A 14,173-nucleotide genomic window follows, 5' to 3' on the forward strand; every position below is an offset into this window, starting at 1 on the left:
TAGGTTTTTGTTCATATTGAACTCGTACTACTATAGACTGCAAGCAATTAAGTACTATTTTCTTGTTTTCTACATAGAATTGTCAGTAAGCTGAACCGTTCCTTTGTATCTTAATTGAACACGCCCTAAGCTCTGTGTGAAAAAGATGAATCTTCCAAGAAGCCAAGGCTTCTTATTCAGATTCCCTATTTTCACTGTGAGCTTTTAACGGGCTTTGTATCTTGTTACTTCACTGCCCCGTTACTCATTCCTGAAATGATATGTTTTTGGAAGATGAGGTAGACAATGGTTATCGTTACAATTCCCACAATATAAGATGCAAAACTTGGACCATAGTCATTGAAGTACTGACCTTGGTAGTTGTATTGGAAGAGAGGCAAAGTCCACATCTTGGAATCCTTATTCAGAATCAAGAGTGGCAACATAAAGTCATTCCAGAACCAGAGAGCATTGATAATCAAAGTTGTCGCATGCATGGGCTTCAACATTGGAAAAATGATTCGACGATAAATTGTAAAACGATCAGCCCCATCAATTTCCGCAGCTTCGTCCAAACTATCTGGTACACTGATTTTTATATAACCAACATACAAGAAGAGAGTCTGTGGAATAGCATAAGTTAGGTAGAGTATTACTAGCCCCCACATATTTGCTAGACCGAGTTTACTCATCATAACTGTGATGGGAATCATAATCACCTGAAATGGAACAAATATCCCTAAGATCAAGAGCGAATACATAATTGCAAAGGCTTTTTTCTTGGACATATTTCGAGCAATGGAATAAGCTGCAGCTGGTATAAAGAAAGCTACTACAATCAATGATAACACCGTAATAACAGCTGAATTCCAGAAATAGCCTCCAATTCCATCCGAAATCAATCGTTCATAATTACTCAACGTAAAAGGATTGGGCAAACTAAAGAAATGATTCATGATATCCTTAGTTGTTTTGAAAGAACTAAATACTGTTACCAACAAAGGAACAAGTATAAGAATACCACCGACTATCAAGAGGACATATTTCCAAAACTGATTCAATTTTTCTTCTTTTTTCATGTGTAGGACTCCTCTATTAGATTTCAAATTTCTTTGATAGTTTGATTTGGATAATAGAAACAATTCCAATAATTAAGAATAAAATCAAGGCAATTGCATTCGCATATCCATATTGGTTACTCTTGAAGGCATAGTTGTAGACTAAAAGTCCAAGAGACGTTGTAGCATTATTTGGACCACCACTCGTCAAGGCAAAAATCTGGTCAAAGGCTGTCAAACCGGACTTAAGAGCCAGAATAAAAACCATAGAAATCGTTGGCAGCAAATATGGTAGTTCAATCTTCCAAAAGGTTTGTTTGCTTGTTGCACCATCAATTGATGCCGCCTCTAAAATATCATTTGGAATACTCTGAAGACCAGCAAGAAAGAGAATAATTGGCATTGCTACTCCTTGCCATAGAAGAACAAAAATAGTTTCTACTACCGCTCCGACAGGTGTTCCTAATAGACTCTCTTGTAAAAAACCAATCCCTAAAATTCTTCCAATTGTTGGAAGACCATAGTTGAAGAATTGCTTGAAAATCAAGGAAACTGTCAAACCAGACAAAACAGCTGGGAAAAAGAACCAAGCTCTAAAGAAGGTCTGCCCTTTCATCTTAGAATTTAAGGCTCGAGCCACAACCATTCCAATTGTAATCTCTCCAATAATCAATGCCAGAGTTAAAATCAAAGTAAAGGCTATGGCTGTGAAGAATTTCCCATCAATCATCAGCAGCTTATAGTTATTCAAACCAACAAATTTGTAATTATAGGTTAATCCAGTCCAGTTAGTCAAACTATAGAAAGCACCTTGCACCATCGGAAAGTAAAAGAAGACAGCTTGTAAAGCAAGCGGGATGAGCAAAAAAGTCCAACCCCAGTATTTATTTAAAAATTTTCGAATAGCCATATCATCTTAACTCCTATTCTAGTCCAAATCTGCCTTCATTGGATTAAAGAAAGCATTGAGATTGTTTGCCATATTTTTCAGATTTTTATCCATCAAGTAACCTGCACTTAGATTAAAAAAATCTTCTTCAGAATTCCAGTGTTGGCCCAACCAAACATAATGTTTATCCGTAAATGCCAGTTTAGAAATATCTGCAAGCGCTGAGTCTTCTTTTTCCTGTATGCCTTTTACAGCAACTGGTGATCCATCTACATCATAATATGACTGCATAGCTTTTGGACTAGTCATATAGCTGATAAATTCTTCGGTTTCTTTCGGATGTTTAGTAGTAGCCGAAGTTGATAATGCCATGTCCCCTGCACCAACAGTAACTTCTTTTCCTACTTCTTCTCCTGGGAAGGCAAACATCCCCACCTCAAATTTTGGATCCTGTTGATTAATTGCCGCTAATGCCCATGATCCTTGTGGCATCATCAAAGCTGTTTCACTCGAAAATGCTACCACCGCATCATTATAAGAAGCACCACGCCAACCATCTTGAGCATTATCTGCCAATAAATCTAGTCGTTCTGCATCGGCTTTTAAAACAGCATCATCTGCAGAGATAGCGTTTGGTTTTGAAAAGCGAAGGTAGTTATTAGCCGCATCTCCACTACCTGTAATAGTAATGAGAGAAAGTTGGTGGTAACCATTTAATGTCCAGCCTTCATTGCCTGCAACTGCAAATGGAGAATTCCCATTATCTTTTATCTTTTTAACAATCTCTTGAAACTCTTTAAAAGTCTTCGGTTCCTCAAGCCCTAATTCTTTAAACTTCGTTTTATTGTAATAGATTCCATAAAGGTTGGCCGTTAAAGGCACACTATAAATCTTGTTATTGATTGCATACTTTTCGGCATAGTCATTCTTGATGTTCTCAAGATAGGTTTTTCCTGTCATATCTGCAAAATAGCCTGCCTTCGCCCACTCTTGGAAATCCATATTTTGAGGGTAGATATTGACAATATCTGGCACGTCCCCTGATAAAACACGCGTTTTTAGGACAATACCTGCTGCGGGCACTGTTGTCAACTTCACATCAATATTAGGATATTCCTTCTCAAAATCATCCACTATTCTTTGCAAGGTATCTGCCATCTCGGTCTTCTGGTTAAAAAACTCAATCGTTACCTTGCCATCAGTTGACTCCTCTTGACTACTACAAGCTGACAGTCCCAAAAGGCAGAGTCCTGTAGTAGCAATTAAGCTCATCTTTTTATACCATCTCATGATTTTATCTCCTTATCTTCTAATGAAATGTAACTGCCTGCTGAGATAATCTCCCTGCGGAAGCTCCATAGTAATACCCGCATACATGAGTTCTGCACCTGAGTAAACTACACCATTTTCCTGTAATTCATACCGTCCCTCTTCATCCAAATCTTTTAACTTTAAAGTTGTTTCCATTGTTTCCACAACTGATAGGACTCGGACGTAGGTTACAATCGTTTGATTTCCATAGTTAAATTGTACAGCTGCTTCATTGGATGCAGCATCGGGATTGATTAACCTATACTGGTTTCCCAACTGGACTACTGGCCGCACTTCTTTATACAAGTTCACCTGATTAGCAATCTCAACTTTCTCCTCATCTGATAAACTTGTCAAATCAAGCTCATAACCCAGATTCCCCATCATTGCCACATGACCACGAGTTTCCAATGGTGTCATTCGTCCCATCTGATGATTTGGTACTGCTGACACATGAGCCCCCATAGAAATGGTTGGATAGAGATAGGATGAACCGTATTGAATTGGTAAACGTGCAATAGCATCAGTATTATCACTAGCCCAGACTTGTGGGAAATAACGCATCATACCAAGATCATTTCGTCCTCCACCACCAGAGCAGGACTCAAAGAGAATATGGTTGTGCTTCTCTGTCAGATAAGAAACAAGTTCATAAAGCCCCAGCATGTACTGATGAGACTGCATCTGGGTTTCCAGATAAGTTAAGCCATTTCCTAGGTTAGTGATATTGCGGTTCATATCCCATTTGATGTAGTCAATTTTATGATGAGAGAGGAGTTCATCTAATACATTTTTCAAATATTCTACTACCTGAGAATTTGCAAGATTAAGCACTAATTGATTCCGAGAGTAAGTATGCTCATATCCTTGGACCTGGATGGCCCAGTCAGGATGTTTGCGATACAAATCACTATCTACAGAAATCATCTCCGGTTCTAACCAAAGCCCAAACTGCAAACCTCTTTCATGGATCACTGAAATCAGACTTTCTAGGCTTCCACCCAGTTTTTTCTCATTAACAACCCAATCACCTAAAGCACGATTATCATCAAAGCGATTACCAAACCACCCATCATCTAATACAAAAAGTTCAATTCCAACTTTCTTAGCTTCATCAGCTAGTTCTAACAGTTTTTCTCTCTGAAAGTCAAAGTAAGTTGCTTCCCAGTTATTGATTAGAATTGGACGTTCTTTTTTAGAAAACTGACTTGGCATAATGTGCTTAAGTACAAAATTTTTACTTTCATGGCTAATACCAGTTAATCCCTTATCTGAATAAGTCACTAAAGCTACCGGTGTTTCAAAATTTTCCTCAGGATTTAACTTCCAAGAAAAGTTTTCTGGATTAATGCCAATAGCCACCCGAACTTCATTCAACTGATTCTTTTGAACAAAAGCTTCAAAGTTTCCACTATACAGTAGTTGCAGGGCAAACACATTCCCAGCATCCTCTGTGACTCCTTGATCACATAATAGAAGAGCTGGTGTTTGAGCATGACCAGAAGCACCACGGTTCGAACTAATTGAAAAGATTCCTTGTTCTACCTGTTGACGTCGAACAGTCTTTTCACGAGCATAAGCACCCTGCAGAGTTACAATTTCGTAAGCCGCAGCGGGAAAATCAGCCATAAAAGAAAAGTTCTTGTGGATGATAACTTCCTGATTACTATTATTCTCCAATTTGCTGTAGCTAGCAATTGTCGCATCATTATCAAAAGCAGTATAATAAAGCGTCAGATCAAGTTTAGCTTGAGAATCTTTTAAAATCAAGGCAAGAGTCTCTGTATCGTCCATGCTATGTGGAGAAGGTAAGCCCTGTGGACCATTCTGACCTTTTAAAATCTTTGCTTCTACAAATCGAAAGTCTGTTACTTCAGTTGCATCATGTTGAACCAGTAAAGTTGGTTTTCTAAAGTCACCCAAACCATGTTGTCCAAAAATTTGACGTTGCGTATCTAAACTAAAGGTTCGATTAGTAGCTGTTGGATTAGGTGAAAAAGCATGATCGCGTTCATAAACACTATTAGCTTCTCTATAGTTCTTAATAGTCTTTCCTAAATGTTTTAATAATAAGAACCCATCCCTATTTTCAATAATCAAACTTAGACCTTTACTCTCAACGTAAAATAGATTATTCTCTATTCGAACTCCCATATATTTCACCTCTTCGATTTCTTGATAAAATTTTATCAAATAAAAGCGCTTTCTAAAATAGAGAAATGTCTACAAAGTATGGTAAAATGTTAGGTAGGAGGTGGCCCATGCTCGTTTTTTCAGAATACCAGACTGGAACAATTGACCTTTCTCTTAGCTTTTACGGCTATGAAGAATGCACGCCTAACTACTCTTTTGGTCCAGCCATTCGTGACACCTATGTACTACATTACATTACTAAAGGAAAAGGTCAATTCCACTATAAGGGTAAAATTGTTGATTTAAAGGCAGGAGATTTCTTTTTACTAAAACCAGATGAATTAACCTTCTATCAAGCAGATAGCCAGAATCCTTGGGCTTACTACTGGTTAGGGATCACTGGAGGGAGGGCACCTGACTACTTTGCTCTATCTCAAATTTCTGACCAATCCTACCTCATCCAGTCAAAAAACTGTCATACGCATACAACTGCAAAACTCGTTGATAGTATTGTCCGTTTCGCTCAGATTACAAAATCGAATGAATTGGCTCAACTCCACATCATGGGGCAACTCCATGAACTAATGTTTCATCTAGGAACGATTGCTCCCAATCAGAAAAAAGAGAATATTTCATCAACCCACCAACTCTATCTTGACTGCAAACGATTGATAGATAGTCACTACCCTCAATCGCTCACCATTCAAGATTTAGCTAAAGAGCTATCGGTTCATAGAAGTTACTTAACTAGTGTGTTTAAAGAATTTCACCAACTCTCTCCAAAAGAGTATCTACTCTACGTTCGGATGCATCGTGCACAACAACTTCTGGAACATACTGAAGAATCTATTAAAGTCATTGCGTACTCCGTCGGCTTTTCAGATCCTCTCCATTTCTCAAAAGCCTACAAGCAGTTTTTTCATAAAACACCGAGTCAAACTCGAAAAGAACTCTCTCACTCCCTCTTAGCTAGAAAGGAAAATCAATGAAATCACACCAACTAGTCTACCAAATATTAGCTAGAGAAAACGATTATGTTAGCGGAGAAAAAATTGCAGAAGAACTGTCGTTAAGTCGTACATCCATATGGAAGGCAATTCAACGCCTCCAACAAGAAGGGCTCGTGATTGACAGTATTAAAAATAAAGGTTACAAACTTATTCAAGGCGATTTGATCCTACCTGATTTGATTCAAGAGAAAACCAACTTAAGCATTCTCTACAAGCCTGAAACAAAATCTACTCAAACAGATGCAAAAGAAGGTATTGAAGGTGGAAGCCAGGGAAATAGTCTCTATCTTTCCACATGTCAAACAGCAGGTCGTGGCCGCTTTCAGCGCCCTTACTACTCTCCTGCTCAGGGAGGTATTTATATGTCATTACATATTCAGCCAAATCTCACCTATGACCAGCTTCCTGCCTACACATTACTTACAGCAGGTGCCATTTACAAAGCTATTAAAAACCTCACCTTGATTGACGTGGGTATCAAATGGGTAAATGACATCTACTTTAAAAATAAAAAAATAGCAGGTATCCTCACCGAAGCCATGACGTCCGTGGAAACAGGTCTAGTAACAGATGTCATTATCGGCGTTGGAATCAACTTTGCCATCAGCGATTTTCCCAAAGAGATAAAAGAAAAAGCTGGAAGTCTCTTTACACCACCAGCTCCTATCACACGAAACGAACTAATCTCAGAAATTTGGCGTTGTTTCTACCAAACAGCACCCGAAGAACTACTCTATCTTTATAAAGAACACTCTCTTGTTCTAGGAAGAGAGGTCAGTTTTATCCAAGAACAGACTGAAAAAAAAGGAGTCGCCAAGGACATCTCCGACAAAGGACAACTCCTTATCCAGCTTGATGACCAGACAGAAATCTGGCTCAATAGTGGTGAAATCTCACTCACTAGCTGGACTTAACAACGGCACTATATGCAACTAGCAACATATAGTGCTTTTTGAATGTAGAAAGCAACAGATATATAAATAGCTGGCTTCCTTCCAACACTTTACAGGTGAATAGCTTTCGAGGCATTCTTTTTATATGCCGTGCTATGTGCCAAAGAAACCCCATAGCAGTGATTTTCGTGTCCAAGCATGACCAATGGAAGTGCAAAAACTTTAACAGCATACAAGAGCAGCCAAAACATAAAGACTTCAGCTTTTATATTCACCAAATTTTTACTAAACATCTCGTACAAGAAGCATGCATTTAAAGCCATATTGAAGAGACTTGCTAACGTTGCTGAGACTATATTAGTTTTCAATTTTGGATGATAACATTTAGCCACATATAAGGCCAATATTGAGATATTATAAAGGCAAATCGGTTGATAATTTTCTCTATAAATAACCAGCGTCTTACGATTATAGAACAAGAAACCATGAGGTCCACGATGATATTCATTTATCCAGACATGGCAAAGACCTCTAATCTCATCCCAAGCTATAAATAAATCAATTTTTCTTAGATAAATCCCAGTTTTATGGATTAAACACTTCCATTTGAACATGAAAGATAAAAGAAAAGTAAAGAGCAAAACCGCAACTGTAACAATCTTCAACTCCTCTTGCCCGATAGTCAAAGATAGGTTAAAAAAGCAAATTTGCGCTTTTTTTGCATCTAAGATCATTGAAATCACAGTTAGAAATACTAGAAAGATAAATAGTATAAATCTATAAAAAATACTGTGAAATTTTACTCCATTTTTCATCTCGATTATCCCCAGCCACTAACAGTCCCTAACCTTAGTATACCACTAAATCTAGTCTATTTATGATTTTTTCTAGTATGAAAGTTAGTGAAACAGCATTAGATAATAGAGCTCTATAATTCTGTAATGAGCAAAACCACTATGGAGATTACATAGCCTAGAAAAAAGTCCCAAAAGATCTATAATGAAAAACGGCCAAACCATCATTAGAAAGAATCTTATGGAACTATTACATTTCATCACAAAATTACTAGACATTAAAGACCCTAATATCAAGAGTGTAGATATTATCAATATGAATCCCCCACAAGGAAATCACTGAAGAAATATGATTTTCAAAAGAACTAAAATCCCTTATCTAGAATGTGCGGGATACAAAATTCTAATTCGTCTAAGGAAACGGCGCTTCCGCTGTAAAGTCTGTAAAAAATGGCTGTCGCAGAGAATCCCTTAGTCAAGAAAAACCACCAAATCGCTCAAAAATTAATCGAGAAAGTCCCTATGACGGTCATCGCTGAAAGCTTGGCTATCTCCACTTCCACCATCATTCGTAAACTGAAAGAGTTTAAATTCAAGACAGATTTATCTTCCAACTCACATGTCTTGGGATAAATACAGATTCAAGAAAGGCAAGATGAGCTTCATTGCACAAGATTTTGATTCAAATAAGATCCTAGCTATCTTAGACGGACGGACTCAAGCAACGATTCGCAATCATTTCCTTCGTTATTCTAGACAGGTCCGAAATGGAATGAAAGTCATTACAATGGACATATTTAGCTCCTACTACGACATCGCTAAGAAACTCTTTCCTTCTGCTAAATTCATCCTCGATTATTTTCACATTGTACAAAATCTCGGCCGTGCTATGAGCTGCCTTCGCATCCAAATCATGAATCAGTTTGATAGGAGATCGCACGAATATAAGGCAATCAAACGCTACTGGAAACTCATCCAACAGGAGAGTCGGAAACTAAGTCATAAACGCTTTTATCGCCAGACCTGAAAAAACACTATAATCTCTATCAGCTCTTGCTTTTTAACTTTCAGAACAAGGAGGCAGAGAATTTTTTCGAACTCATCAAAAATAATCTCAAGATGGTCCACCCTCGCTTTCAAGCTGTCGTTCAAATCTTTCTCAAGGATAAAGAGCAAAAAAAAGAGAGTGACAATGTGGCTCTCTCCAGAATATGGCTTTTCACCAACCCACTAGAGTTGACAAAGATTCTCAAATTATATCACGGAGAATGGGGGATTCGAACCCCCGCGCCAGTTACCCGACCTAACGATTTAGCAAACCGTCCTCTTCAGCCTCTTGAGTAATTCTCCAAAATATTTAATTAATAGGTATAAGTTGATTTAAACTCCTACACTCGCTTTATAGCTCCTGTATACGGAGAATGGGGGATTCGAACCCCCGCGCCAGTTACCCGACCTAACGATTTAGCAAACCGTCCTCTTCAGCCTCTTGAGTAATTCTCCTATTAATGGGCACGAGTGGACTCGAACCACCGACCTCACGCTTATCAGGCGTGCGCTCTAACCACCTGAGCTACGCGCCCAAGTCAAAAACTTGGTAATTTGAACAAAGTTCAAAGCGGGTGACGAGAATCGAACTCGCGACAACAGCTTGGAAGGCTGTAGTTTTACCACTAAACTACACCCGCATAACTATTATAAAATGGCGCGAGACGGAATCGAACCGCCGACACATGGAGCTTCAATCCATTGCTCTACCAACTGAGCTACCGAGCCAAATTGCGGGAGCAGGATTTGAACCTACGACCTTCGGGTTATGAGCCCGACGAGCTACCGAGCTGCTCCATCCCGCGTTAATAATAAAAGGAGGATGTGGGATTCGAACCCACGCACGCTTTTACACGCCTGACGGTTTTCAAGACCGTTCCCTTCAGCCAGACTTGGGTAATCCTCCAAAATATACAATGGACCTTGTAGGACTTGAACCTACGACCACTCGGTTATGAGCCGAGAGCTCTAACCAGCTGAGCTAAAGGTCCAACAAGATCTTTATAGCGGCGAAGGGGATCGAACCCCCGACCTCCCGGGTATGAACCGGACGCTCTAGCCAGCTGAGCTACACCGCCATCAATCGGGAAGACAGGATTCGAACCTGCGACACCTTGGTCCCAAACCAAGTACTCTACCAAGCTGAGCTACTTCCCGAGTTAAATAGAAAAAATGCACCCTAGAGGATTCGAACCTCTAACCGCCTGATTCGTAGTCAGGTACTCTATCCAGTTGAGCTAAGGGTGCTCATTATTATATGCCGAGGACCGGGATCGAACCGGTACGATCGTTTCCAATCGCAGGATTTTAAGTCCTGTGCGTCTGCCAGTTCCGCCACCCCGGCCTCTCTAAGCGAACGACGGGATTCGAACCCGCGACCCCCACCTTGGCAAGGTGGTGTTCTACCACTGAACTACGTTCGCATCGACCTCTTCTAGTTCTAATGCCGGCTACATGACTTGAACACGCGACCCTCTGATTACAAATCAGATGCTCTACCAACTGAGCTAAGCCGGCTAATTTCTACTATGCGGGTTAAGGGACTTGAACCCCCACGCCGTTAAGCGCCAGATCCTAAATCTGGTGCGTCTGCCAATTCCGCCAAACCCGCAAATATGACCCGTACTGGGCTCGAACCAGTGACCCATTGATTAAAAGTCAATTGCTCTACCAACTGAGCTAACGAGTCTAAAATAACTTCCGTTATCTTACGGTCCCGACGGGAATCGAACCCGCGATCTTCGCCGTGACAGGGCGACGTGATAACCGCTACACTACGGGACCTATGGGAGTTAACGGGATCGAACCGCTGACCCTCTGCTTGTAAGGCAGATGCTCTCCCAGCTGAGCTAAACTCCCTAGAGCTAAGCGACTTCCATATCTCACAGGGGGCAACCCCCAACTACTTCCGGCGTTCTAGGGCTTAACTGCTGTGTTCGGCATGGGTACAGGTGTATCTCCTAGGCTATCGTCACTTAACTCTGAGTAATACCTACTCAAAATTGAATATCTATCAAATACCAAGAAAACCTTTCGCTTTCGTATCCTCAGTTACTTTGGATAAGTCCTCGAGCTATTAGTATTAGTCCGCTACATGTGTCACCACACTTCCACTTCTAACCTATCTACCTGATCATCTCTCAGGGCTCTTACTGATATATAATCATGGGAAATCTCATCTTGAGGTGGGTTTCACACTTAGATGCTTTCAGCGTTTATCCCTTCCCTACATAGCTACCCAGCGATGCCTTTGGCAAGACAACTGGTACACCAGCGGTAAGTCCACTCTGGTCCTCTCGTACTAGGAGCAGATCCTCTCAAATTTCCTACGCCCGCGACGGATAGGGACCGAACTGTCTCACGACGTTCTGAACCCAGCTCGCGTGCCGCTTTAATGGGCGAACAGCCCAACCCTTGGGACCGACTACAGCCCCAGGATGCGACGAGCCGACATCGAGGTGCCAAACCTCCCCGTCGATGTGAACTCTTGGGGGAGATAAGCCTGTTATCCCCAGGGTAGCTTTTATCCGTTGAGCGATGGCCCTTCCATGCGGAACCACCGGATCACTAAGCCCGACTTTCGTCCCTGCTCGAGTTGTAGCTCTCGCAGTCAAGCTCCCTTATACCTTTACACTCTGCGAATGATTTCCAACCATTCTGAGGGAACCTTTGGGCGCCTCCGTTACCTTTTAGGAGGCGACCGCCCCAGTCAAACTGCCCGTCAGACACTGTCTCCGATAGGGATAACCTATCCGGGTTAGAGTGGCCATAACACAAGGGTAGTATCCCAACAACGTCTCCTTCGAAACTGGCGTCCCGATCTCATAGACTCCTACCTATCCTGTACATGTGGTACAGACACTCAATATCAAACTGCAGTAAAGCTCCATGGGGTCTTTCCGTCCTGTCGCGGGTAACCTGCATCTTCACAGGTACTAAAATTTCACCGAGTCTCTCGTTGAGACAGTGCCCAAATCATTACGCCTTTCGTGCGGGTCGGAACTTACCCGACAAGGAATTTCGCTACCTTAGGACCGTTATAGTTACGGCCGCCGTTTACTGGGGCTTCAATTCATACCTTCGCGTTACCGCTAAGCACTCCTCTTAACCTTCCAGCACCGGGCAGGCGTCACCCCCTATACATCATCTTACGATTTAGCAGAGAGCTGTGTTTTTGATAAACAGTTGCTTGGGCCTATTCACTGCGGCTGACTTAAAGTCAGCACCCCTTCTCCCTAAGTTACGGGGTCATTTTGCCGAGTTCCTTAACGAGAGTTCTCTCGCTCACCTGAGGCTACTCGCCTCGACTACCTGTGTCGGTTTGCGGTACGGGTAGAGTATGTTTAACGCTAGAAGCTTTTCTTGGCAGTGTGACGTCACTAACTTCGCTACTAAACTTCGCTCCCCATCACAGCTCAATGTTATAGATATAAGCATTTGACTCATATCACACCTCACTGCTTAGACAGACACTTCCATTCGTCTGCTTTAGTTAGCCTACTGCGTCCCTCCATCACTACATACTCTAGTACAGGAATATCAACCTGTTGTCCATCGGATACACCTTTCGGTCTCTCCTTAGGTCCCGACTAACCCAGGGCGGACGAGCCTTCCCCTGGAAACCTTAGTCTTACGGTGGACAGGATTCTCACCTGTCTTTCGCTACTCATACCGGCATTCTCACTTCTATGCGTTCCAGCACTCCTCACGGTACACCTTCATCACACATAGAACGCTCTCCTACCATACCTATAAAGGTATCCACAGCTTCGGTAAATTGTTTTAGCCCCGGTACATTTTCGGCGCAGGGTCACTCGACTAGTGAGCTATTACGCACTCTTTGAATGAATAGCTGCTTCTAAGCTAACATCCTAGTTGTCTGTGCAACCCCACATCCTTTTCCACTTAACAATTATTTTGGGACCTTAGCTGGTGGTCTGGGCTGTTTCCCTTTCGACTACGGATCTTAGCACTCGCAGTCTGACTGCCGACCATAATTCTTTGGCATTCGGAGTTTATCTGAGATTGGTAATCCGGGATGGACCCCTCACCCAAACAGTGCTCTACCTCCAAGAATCTCTAATGTCGACGCTAGCCCTAAAGCTATTTCGGAGAGAACCAGCTATCTCCAAGTTCGTTTGGAATTTCTCCGCTACCCACAAGTCATCCAAGCACTTTTCAACGTGCCCTGGTTCGGTCCTCCAGTGCGTCTTACCGCACCTTCAACCTGCTCATGGGTAGGTCACATGGTTTCGGGTCTACGACATGATACTAATGCGCCCTATTCAGACTCGGTTTCCCTGCGGCTCCGTCTCTTCAACTTAACCTCGCATCATATCGTAACTCGCCGGTTCATTCTACAAAAGGCACGCTCTCACCCATTAACGGGCTCGAACTTGTTGTAGGCACACGGTTTCAGGTTCTATTTCACTCCCCTCCCGGGGTGCTTTTCACCTTTCCCTCACGGTACTGGTTCACTATCGGTCACTAGGGAGTATTTAGGGTTGGGAGATGGTCCTCCCAGATTCCGACGGGATTTCTCGTGTCCCGCCGTACTCAGGATACTGCTAGGTACAAAGACTATTTTAAATACGAGGCTATTACTCTCTTTGGCTGATCTTCCCAAATCATTCTTCTATAATCTTTGAGTCCACATTGCAGTCCTACAACCCCGAAGAGTAAACTCTTCGGTTTGCCCTCCTGCCGTTTCGCTCGCCGCTACTAAGGCAATCGCTTTTGCTTTCTCTTCCTGCAGCTACTTAGATGTTTCAGTTCACTGCGTCTTCCTCCTCATATCCTTAACAGATATGGGTAACAGGTAGTACCTGTTGGGTTCCCCCATTCGGAAATCCCTGGATCATCGCTCACTTACAGCTACCCAAGGCATATCGTCGTTTGTCACGTCCTTCTTCGGCTCCTAGTGCCAAGGCATCCACCGTGCGCCCTTATTAACTTAACCTTATTTTTGACCTTTCAGTCATAAACTCTTTTAATACTACAGCGTTTCGGTTTATTTTCTTGTTACTATTTGATATAGATATTCAATTTTCAATGTGCA

At 41.9% G+C, this 14,173-nt stretch carries 7 protein-coding genes, 18 tRNA genes, 2 rRNA genes and 1 pseudogene; 3 read left to right on the top strand and 25 right to left on the bottom strand.

Going from position 1 to position 14,173, the window contains the following annotated elements; genetic code table 11:
• Positions 1-224: 224 nt before the first annotated feature.
• The 4 genes from GOM48_RS07445 to GOM48_RS07460 are packed head-to-tail and all read right to left on the bottom strand — an operon-like array spanning position 225 to position 5,391.
• Positions 225-1,058 carry a carbohydrate ABC transporter permease gene (locus GOM48_RS07445; RefSeq protein WP_000711270.1) on the bottom strand — a complete coding sequence of 278 codons (834 nt, stop codon included), beginning with the start codon at positions 1,056-1,058 and terminating at the stop codon, positions 225-227.
• A gap of 16 nt (positions 1,059-1,074) precedes the next feature.
• Positions 1,075-1,947 (bottom strand): carbohydrate ABC transporter permease, encoded by an 873-nt coding sequence (locus tag GOM48_RS07450; protein ID WP_235097015.1) that lies wholly within the window; start codon positions 1,945-1,947, stop codon positions 1,075-1,077.
• An 18-nt stretch (positions 1,948-1,965) separates the two neighbouring features.
• Entirely contained in the window at positions 1,966-3,216 is a 1,251-nt protein-coding gene (locus GOM48_RS07455; protein ID WP_235097016.1) for an extracellular solute-binding protein, read from the bottom strand.
• A 12-nt stretch (positions 3,217-3,228) separates the two neighbouring features.
• Positions 3,229-5,391, bottom strand: coding sequence for an alpha-galactosidase (locus GOM48_RS07460; protein WP_235097017.1), 2,163 nt, complete (start codon positions 5,389-5,391; stop codon positions 3,229-3,231).
• Between the two features lie 107 nt (positions 5,392-5,498).
• On the opposite strand from GOM48_RS07460, the gene GOM48_RS07465 reads away from it, so the two are divergent.
• Both GOM48_RS07465 and birA read left to right on the top strand, forming a co-directional pair.
• Complete coding sequence (locus GOM48_RS07465) at positions 5,499-6,359, top strand: AraC family transcriptional regulator (protein WP_235097018.1); 861 nt, start codon at positions 5,499-5,501, stop codon at positions 6,357-6,359.
• Positions 6,356-7,294, top strand: a complete 939-nt coding sequence (birA, locus tag GOM48_RS07470; RefSeq protein ID WP_235097019.1) for a bifunctional biotin--[acetyl-CoA-carboxylase] ligase/biotin operon repressor BirA — start codon at positions 6,356-6,358, stop codon at positions 7,292-7,294. The genes GOM48_RS07465 and birA overlap by 4 nt, the downstream gene beginning before the upstream one ends.
• Before the next feature lie 89 nt (positions 7,295-7,383).
• Here birA and GOM48_RS07475 read toward each other — a convergent pair whose 3' ends face one another.
• Entirely contained in the window at positions 7,384-8,088 is a 705-nt protein-coding gene (locus GOM48_RS07475; RefSeq protein ID WP_235097020.1) for a hypothetical protein, read from the bottom strand.
• A gap of 220 nt (positions 8,089-8,308) precedes the next feature.
• Here GOM48_RS07475 and GOM48_RS07480 point away from each other — a divergent pair.
• Positions 8,309-9,243 (top strand): annotated as a pseudogene (locus tag GOM48_RS07480) (ISL3 family transposase); the annotation flags it as partial.
• 86 nt (positions 9,244-9,329) lie between these two features.
• Here GOM48_RS07480 and GOM48_RS07485 read toward each other — a convergent pair.
• The 20 genes from GOM48_RS07485 to GOM48_RS07580 all read right to left on the bottom strand — a co-directional run bounded on the left by GOM48_RS07485 (position 9,330) and on the right by GOM48_RS07580 (position 14,074).
• Positions 9,330-9,417 (bottom strand) — tRNA-Ser (locus tag GOM48_RS07485).
• A gap of 65 nt (positions 9,418-9,482) precedes the next feature.
• Positions 9,483-9,570 (bottom strand) — tRNA-Ser (locus tag GOM48_RS07490).
• 6 nt (positions 9,571-9,576) lie between these two features.
• Positions 9,577-9,650, bottom strand: a tRNA-Ile gene (locus GOM48_RS07495).
• Between the two features lie 34 nt (positions 9,651-9,684).
• Positions 9,685-9,755 (bottom strand) — tRNA-Gly (locus GOM48_RS07500).
• Between the two features lie 15 nt (positions 9,756-9,770).
• Positions 9,771-9,843, bottom strand: a tRNA-Phe gene (locus tag GOM48_RS07505).
• Positions 9,844-9,846: 3 nt separating this feature from the next.
• A tRNA-Met gene (locus GOM48_RS07510) sits at positions 9,847-9,920 on the bottom strand.
• Between the two features lie 11 nt (positions 9,921-9,931).
• Positions 9,932-10,021: transfer RNA gene (locus GOM48_RS07515), tRNA-Ser, on the bottom strand.
• A gap of 11 nt (positions 10,022-10,032) precedes the next feature.
• A tRNA-Ile gene (locus GOM48_RS07520) sits at positions 10,033-10,106 on the bottom strand.
• A 13-nt stretch (positions 10,107-10,119) separates the two neighbouring features.
• A tRNA-Met gene (locus GOM48_RS07525) sits at positions 10,120-10,193 on the bottom strand.
• 5 nt (positions 10,194-10,198) lie between these two features.
• A tRNA-Pro gene (locus tag GOM48_RS07530) sits at positions 10,199-10,272 on the bottom strand.
• A 16-nt stretch (positions 10,273-10,288) separates the two neighbouring features.
• Positions 10,289-10,362 (bottom strand) — tRNA-Arg (locus tag GOM48_RS07535).
• 11 nt (positions 10,363-10,373) lie between these two features.
• A tRNA-Leu gene (locus GOM48_RS07540) sits at positions 10,374-10,459 on the bottom strand.
• Between the two features lie 7 nt (positions 10,460-10,466).
• A tRNA-Gly gene (locus tag GOM48_RS07545) sits at positions 10,467-10,538 on the bottom strand.
• Between the two features lie 21 nt (positions 10,539-10,559).
• Positions 10,560-10,632 (bottom strand) — tRNA-Thr (locus tag GOM48_RS07550).
• 12 nt (positions 10,633-10,644) lie between these two features.
• Positions 10,645-10,726, bottom strand: a tRNA-Leu gene (locus GOM48_RS07555).
• 5 nt (positions 10,727-10,731) lie between these two features.
• A tRNA-Lys gene (locus GOM48_RS07560) sits at positions 10,732-10,804 on the bottom strand.
• A gap of 22 nt (positions 10,805-10,826) precedes the next feature.
• A tRNA-Asp gene (locus tag GOM48_RS07565) sits at positions 10,827-10,899 on the bottom strand.
• 2 nt (positions 10,900-10,901) lie between these two features.
• Positions 10,902-10,974: transfer RNA gene (locus GOM48_RS07570), tRNA-Val, on the bottom strand.
• Between the two features lie 4 nt (positions 10,975-10,978).
• Positions 10,979-11,094, bottom strand: a 5S ribosomal RNA gene (gene rrf, locus GOM48_RS07575).
• A gap of 77 nt (positions 11,095-11,171) precedes the next feature.
• A 23S ribosomal RNA gene (locus GOM48_RS07580) occupies positions 11,172-14,074 on the bottom strand.
• Positions 14,075-14,173: the final 99 nt, after the last annotated feature.

Origin of the sequence: Streptococcus oralis (assembly GCF_021497885.1) — a bacterium.
Taxonomy (GTDB): Bacteria; Bacillota; Bacilli; order Lactobacillales; family Streptococcaceae; genus Streptococcus; species Streptococcus oralis_BQ.

Coding starts and splice junctions, on each gene's coding strand:
- GOM48_RS07460 (WP_235097017.1), bottom strand. CDS start 5,391: ATGGGAGTTCGAATAGAGAATAATCTATTTTACGTTGAGAGTAAAGGT.
- GOM48_RS07465 (WP_235097018.1), top strand. CDS start 5,499: ATGCTCGTTTTTTCAGAATACCAGACTGGAACAATTGACCTTTCTCTT.
- birA (WP_235097019.1), top strand. CDS start 6,356: ATGAAATCACACCAACTAGTCTACCAAATATTAGCTAGAGAAAACGAT.
- GOM48_RS07475 (WP_235097020.1), bottom strand. CDS start 8,088: ATGAAAAATGGAGTAAAATTTCACAGTATTTTTTATAGATTTATACTA.
- GOM48_RS07445 (WP_000711270.1), bottom strand. CDS start 1,058: ATGAAAAAAGAAGAAAAATTGAATCAGTTTTGGAAATATGTCCTCTTG.
- GOM48_RS07450 (WP_235097015.1), bottom strand. CDS start 1,947: ATGGCTATTCGAAAATTTTTAAATAAATACTGGGGTTGGACTTTTTTG.
- GOM48_RS07455 (WP_235097016.1), bottom strand. CDS start 3,216: ATGAGATGGTATAAAAAGATGAGCTTAATTGCTACTACAGGACTCTGC.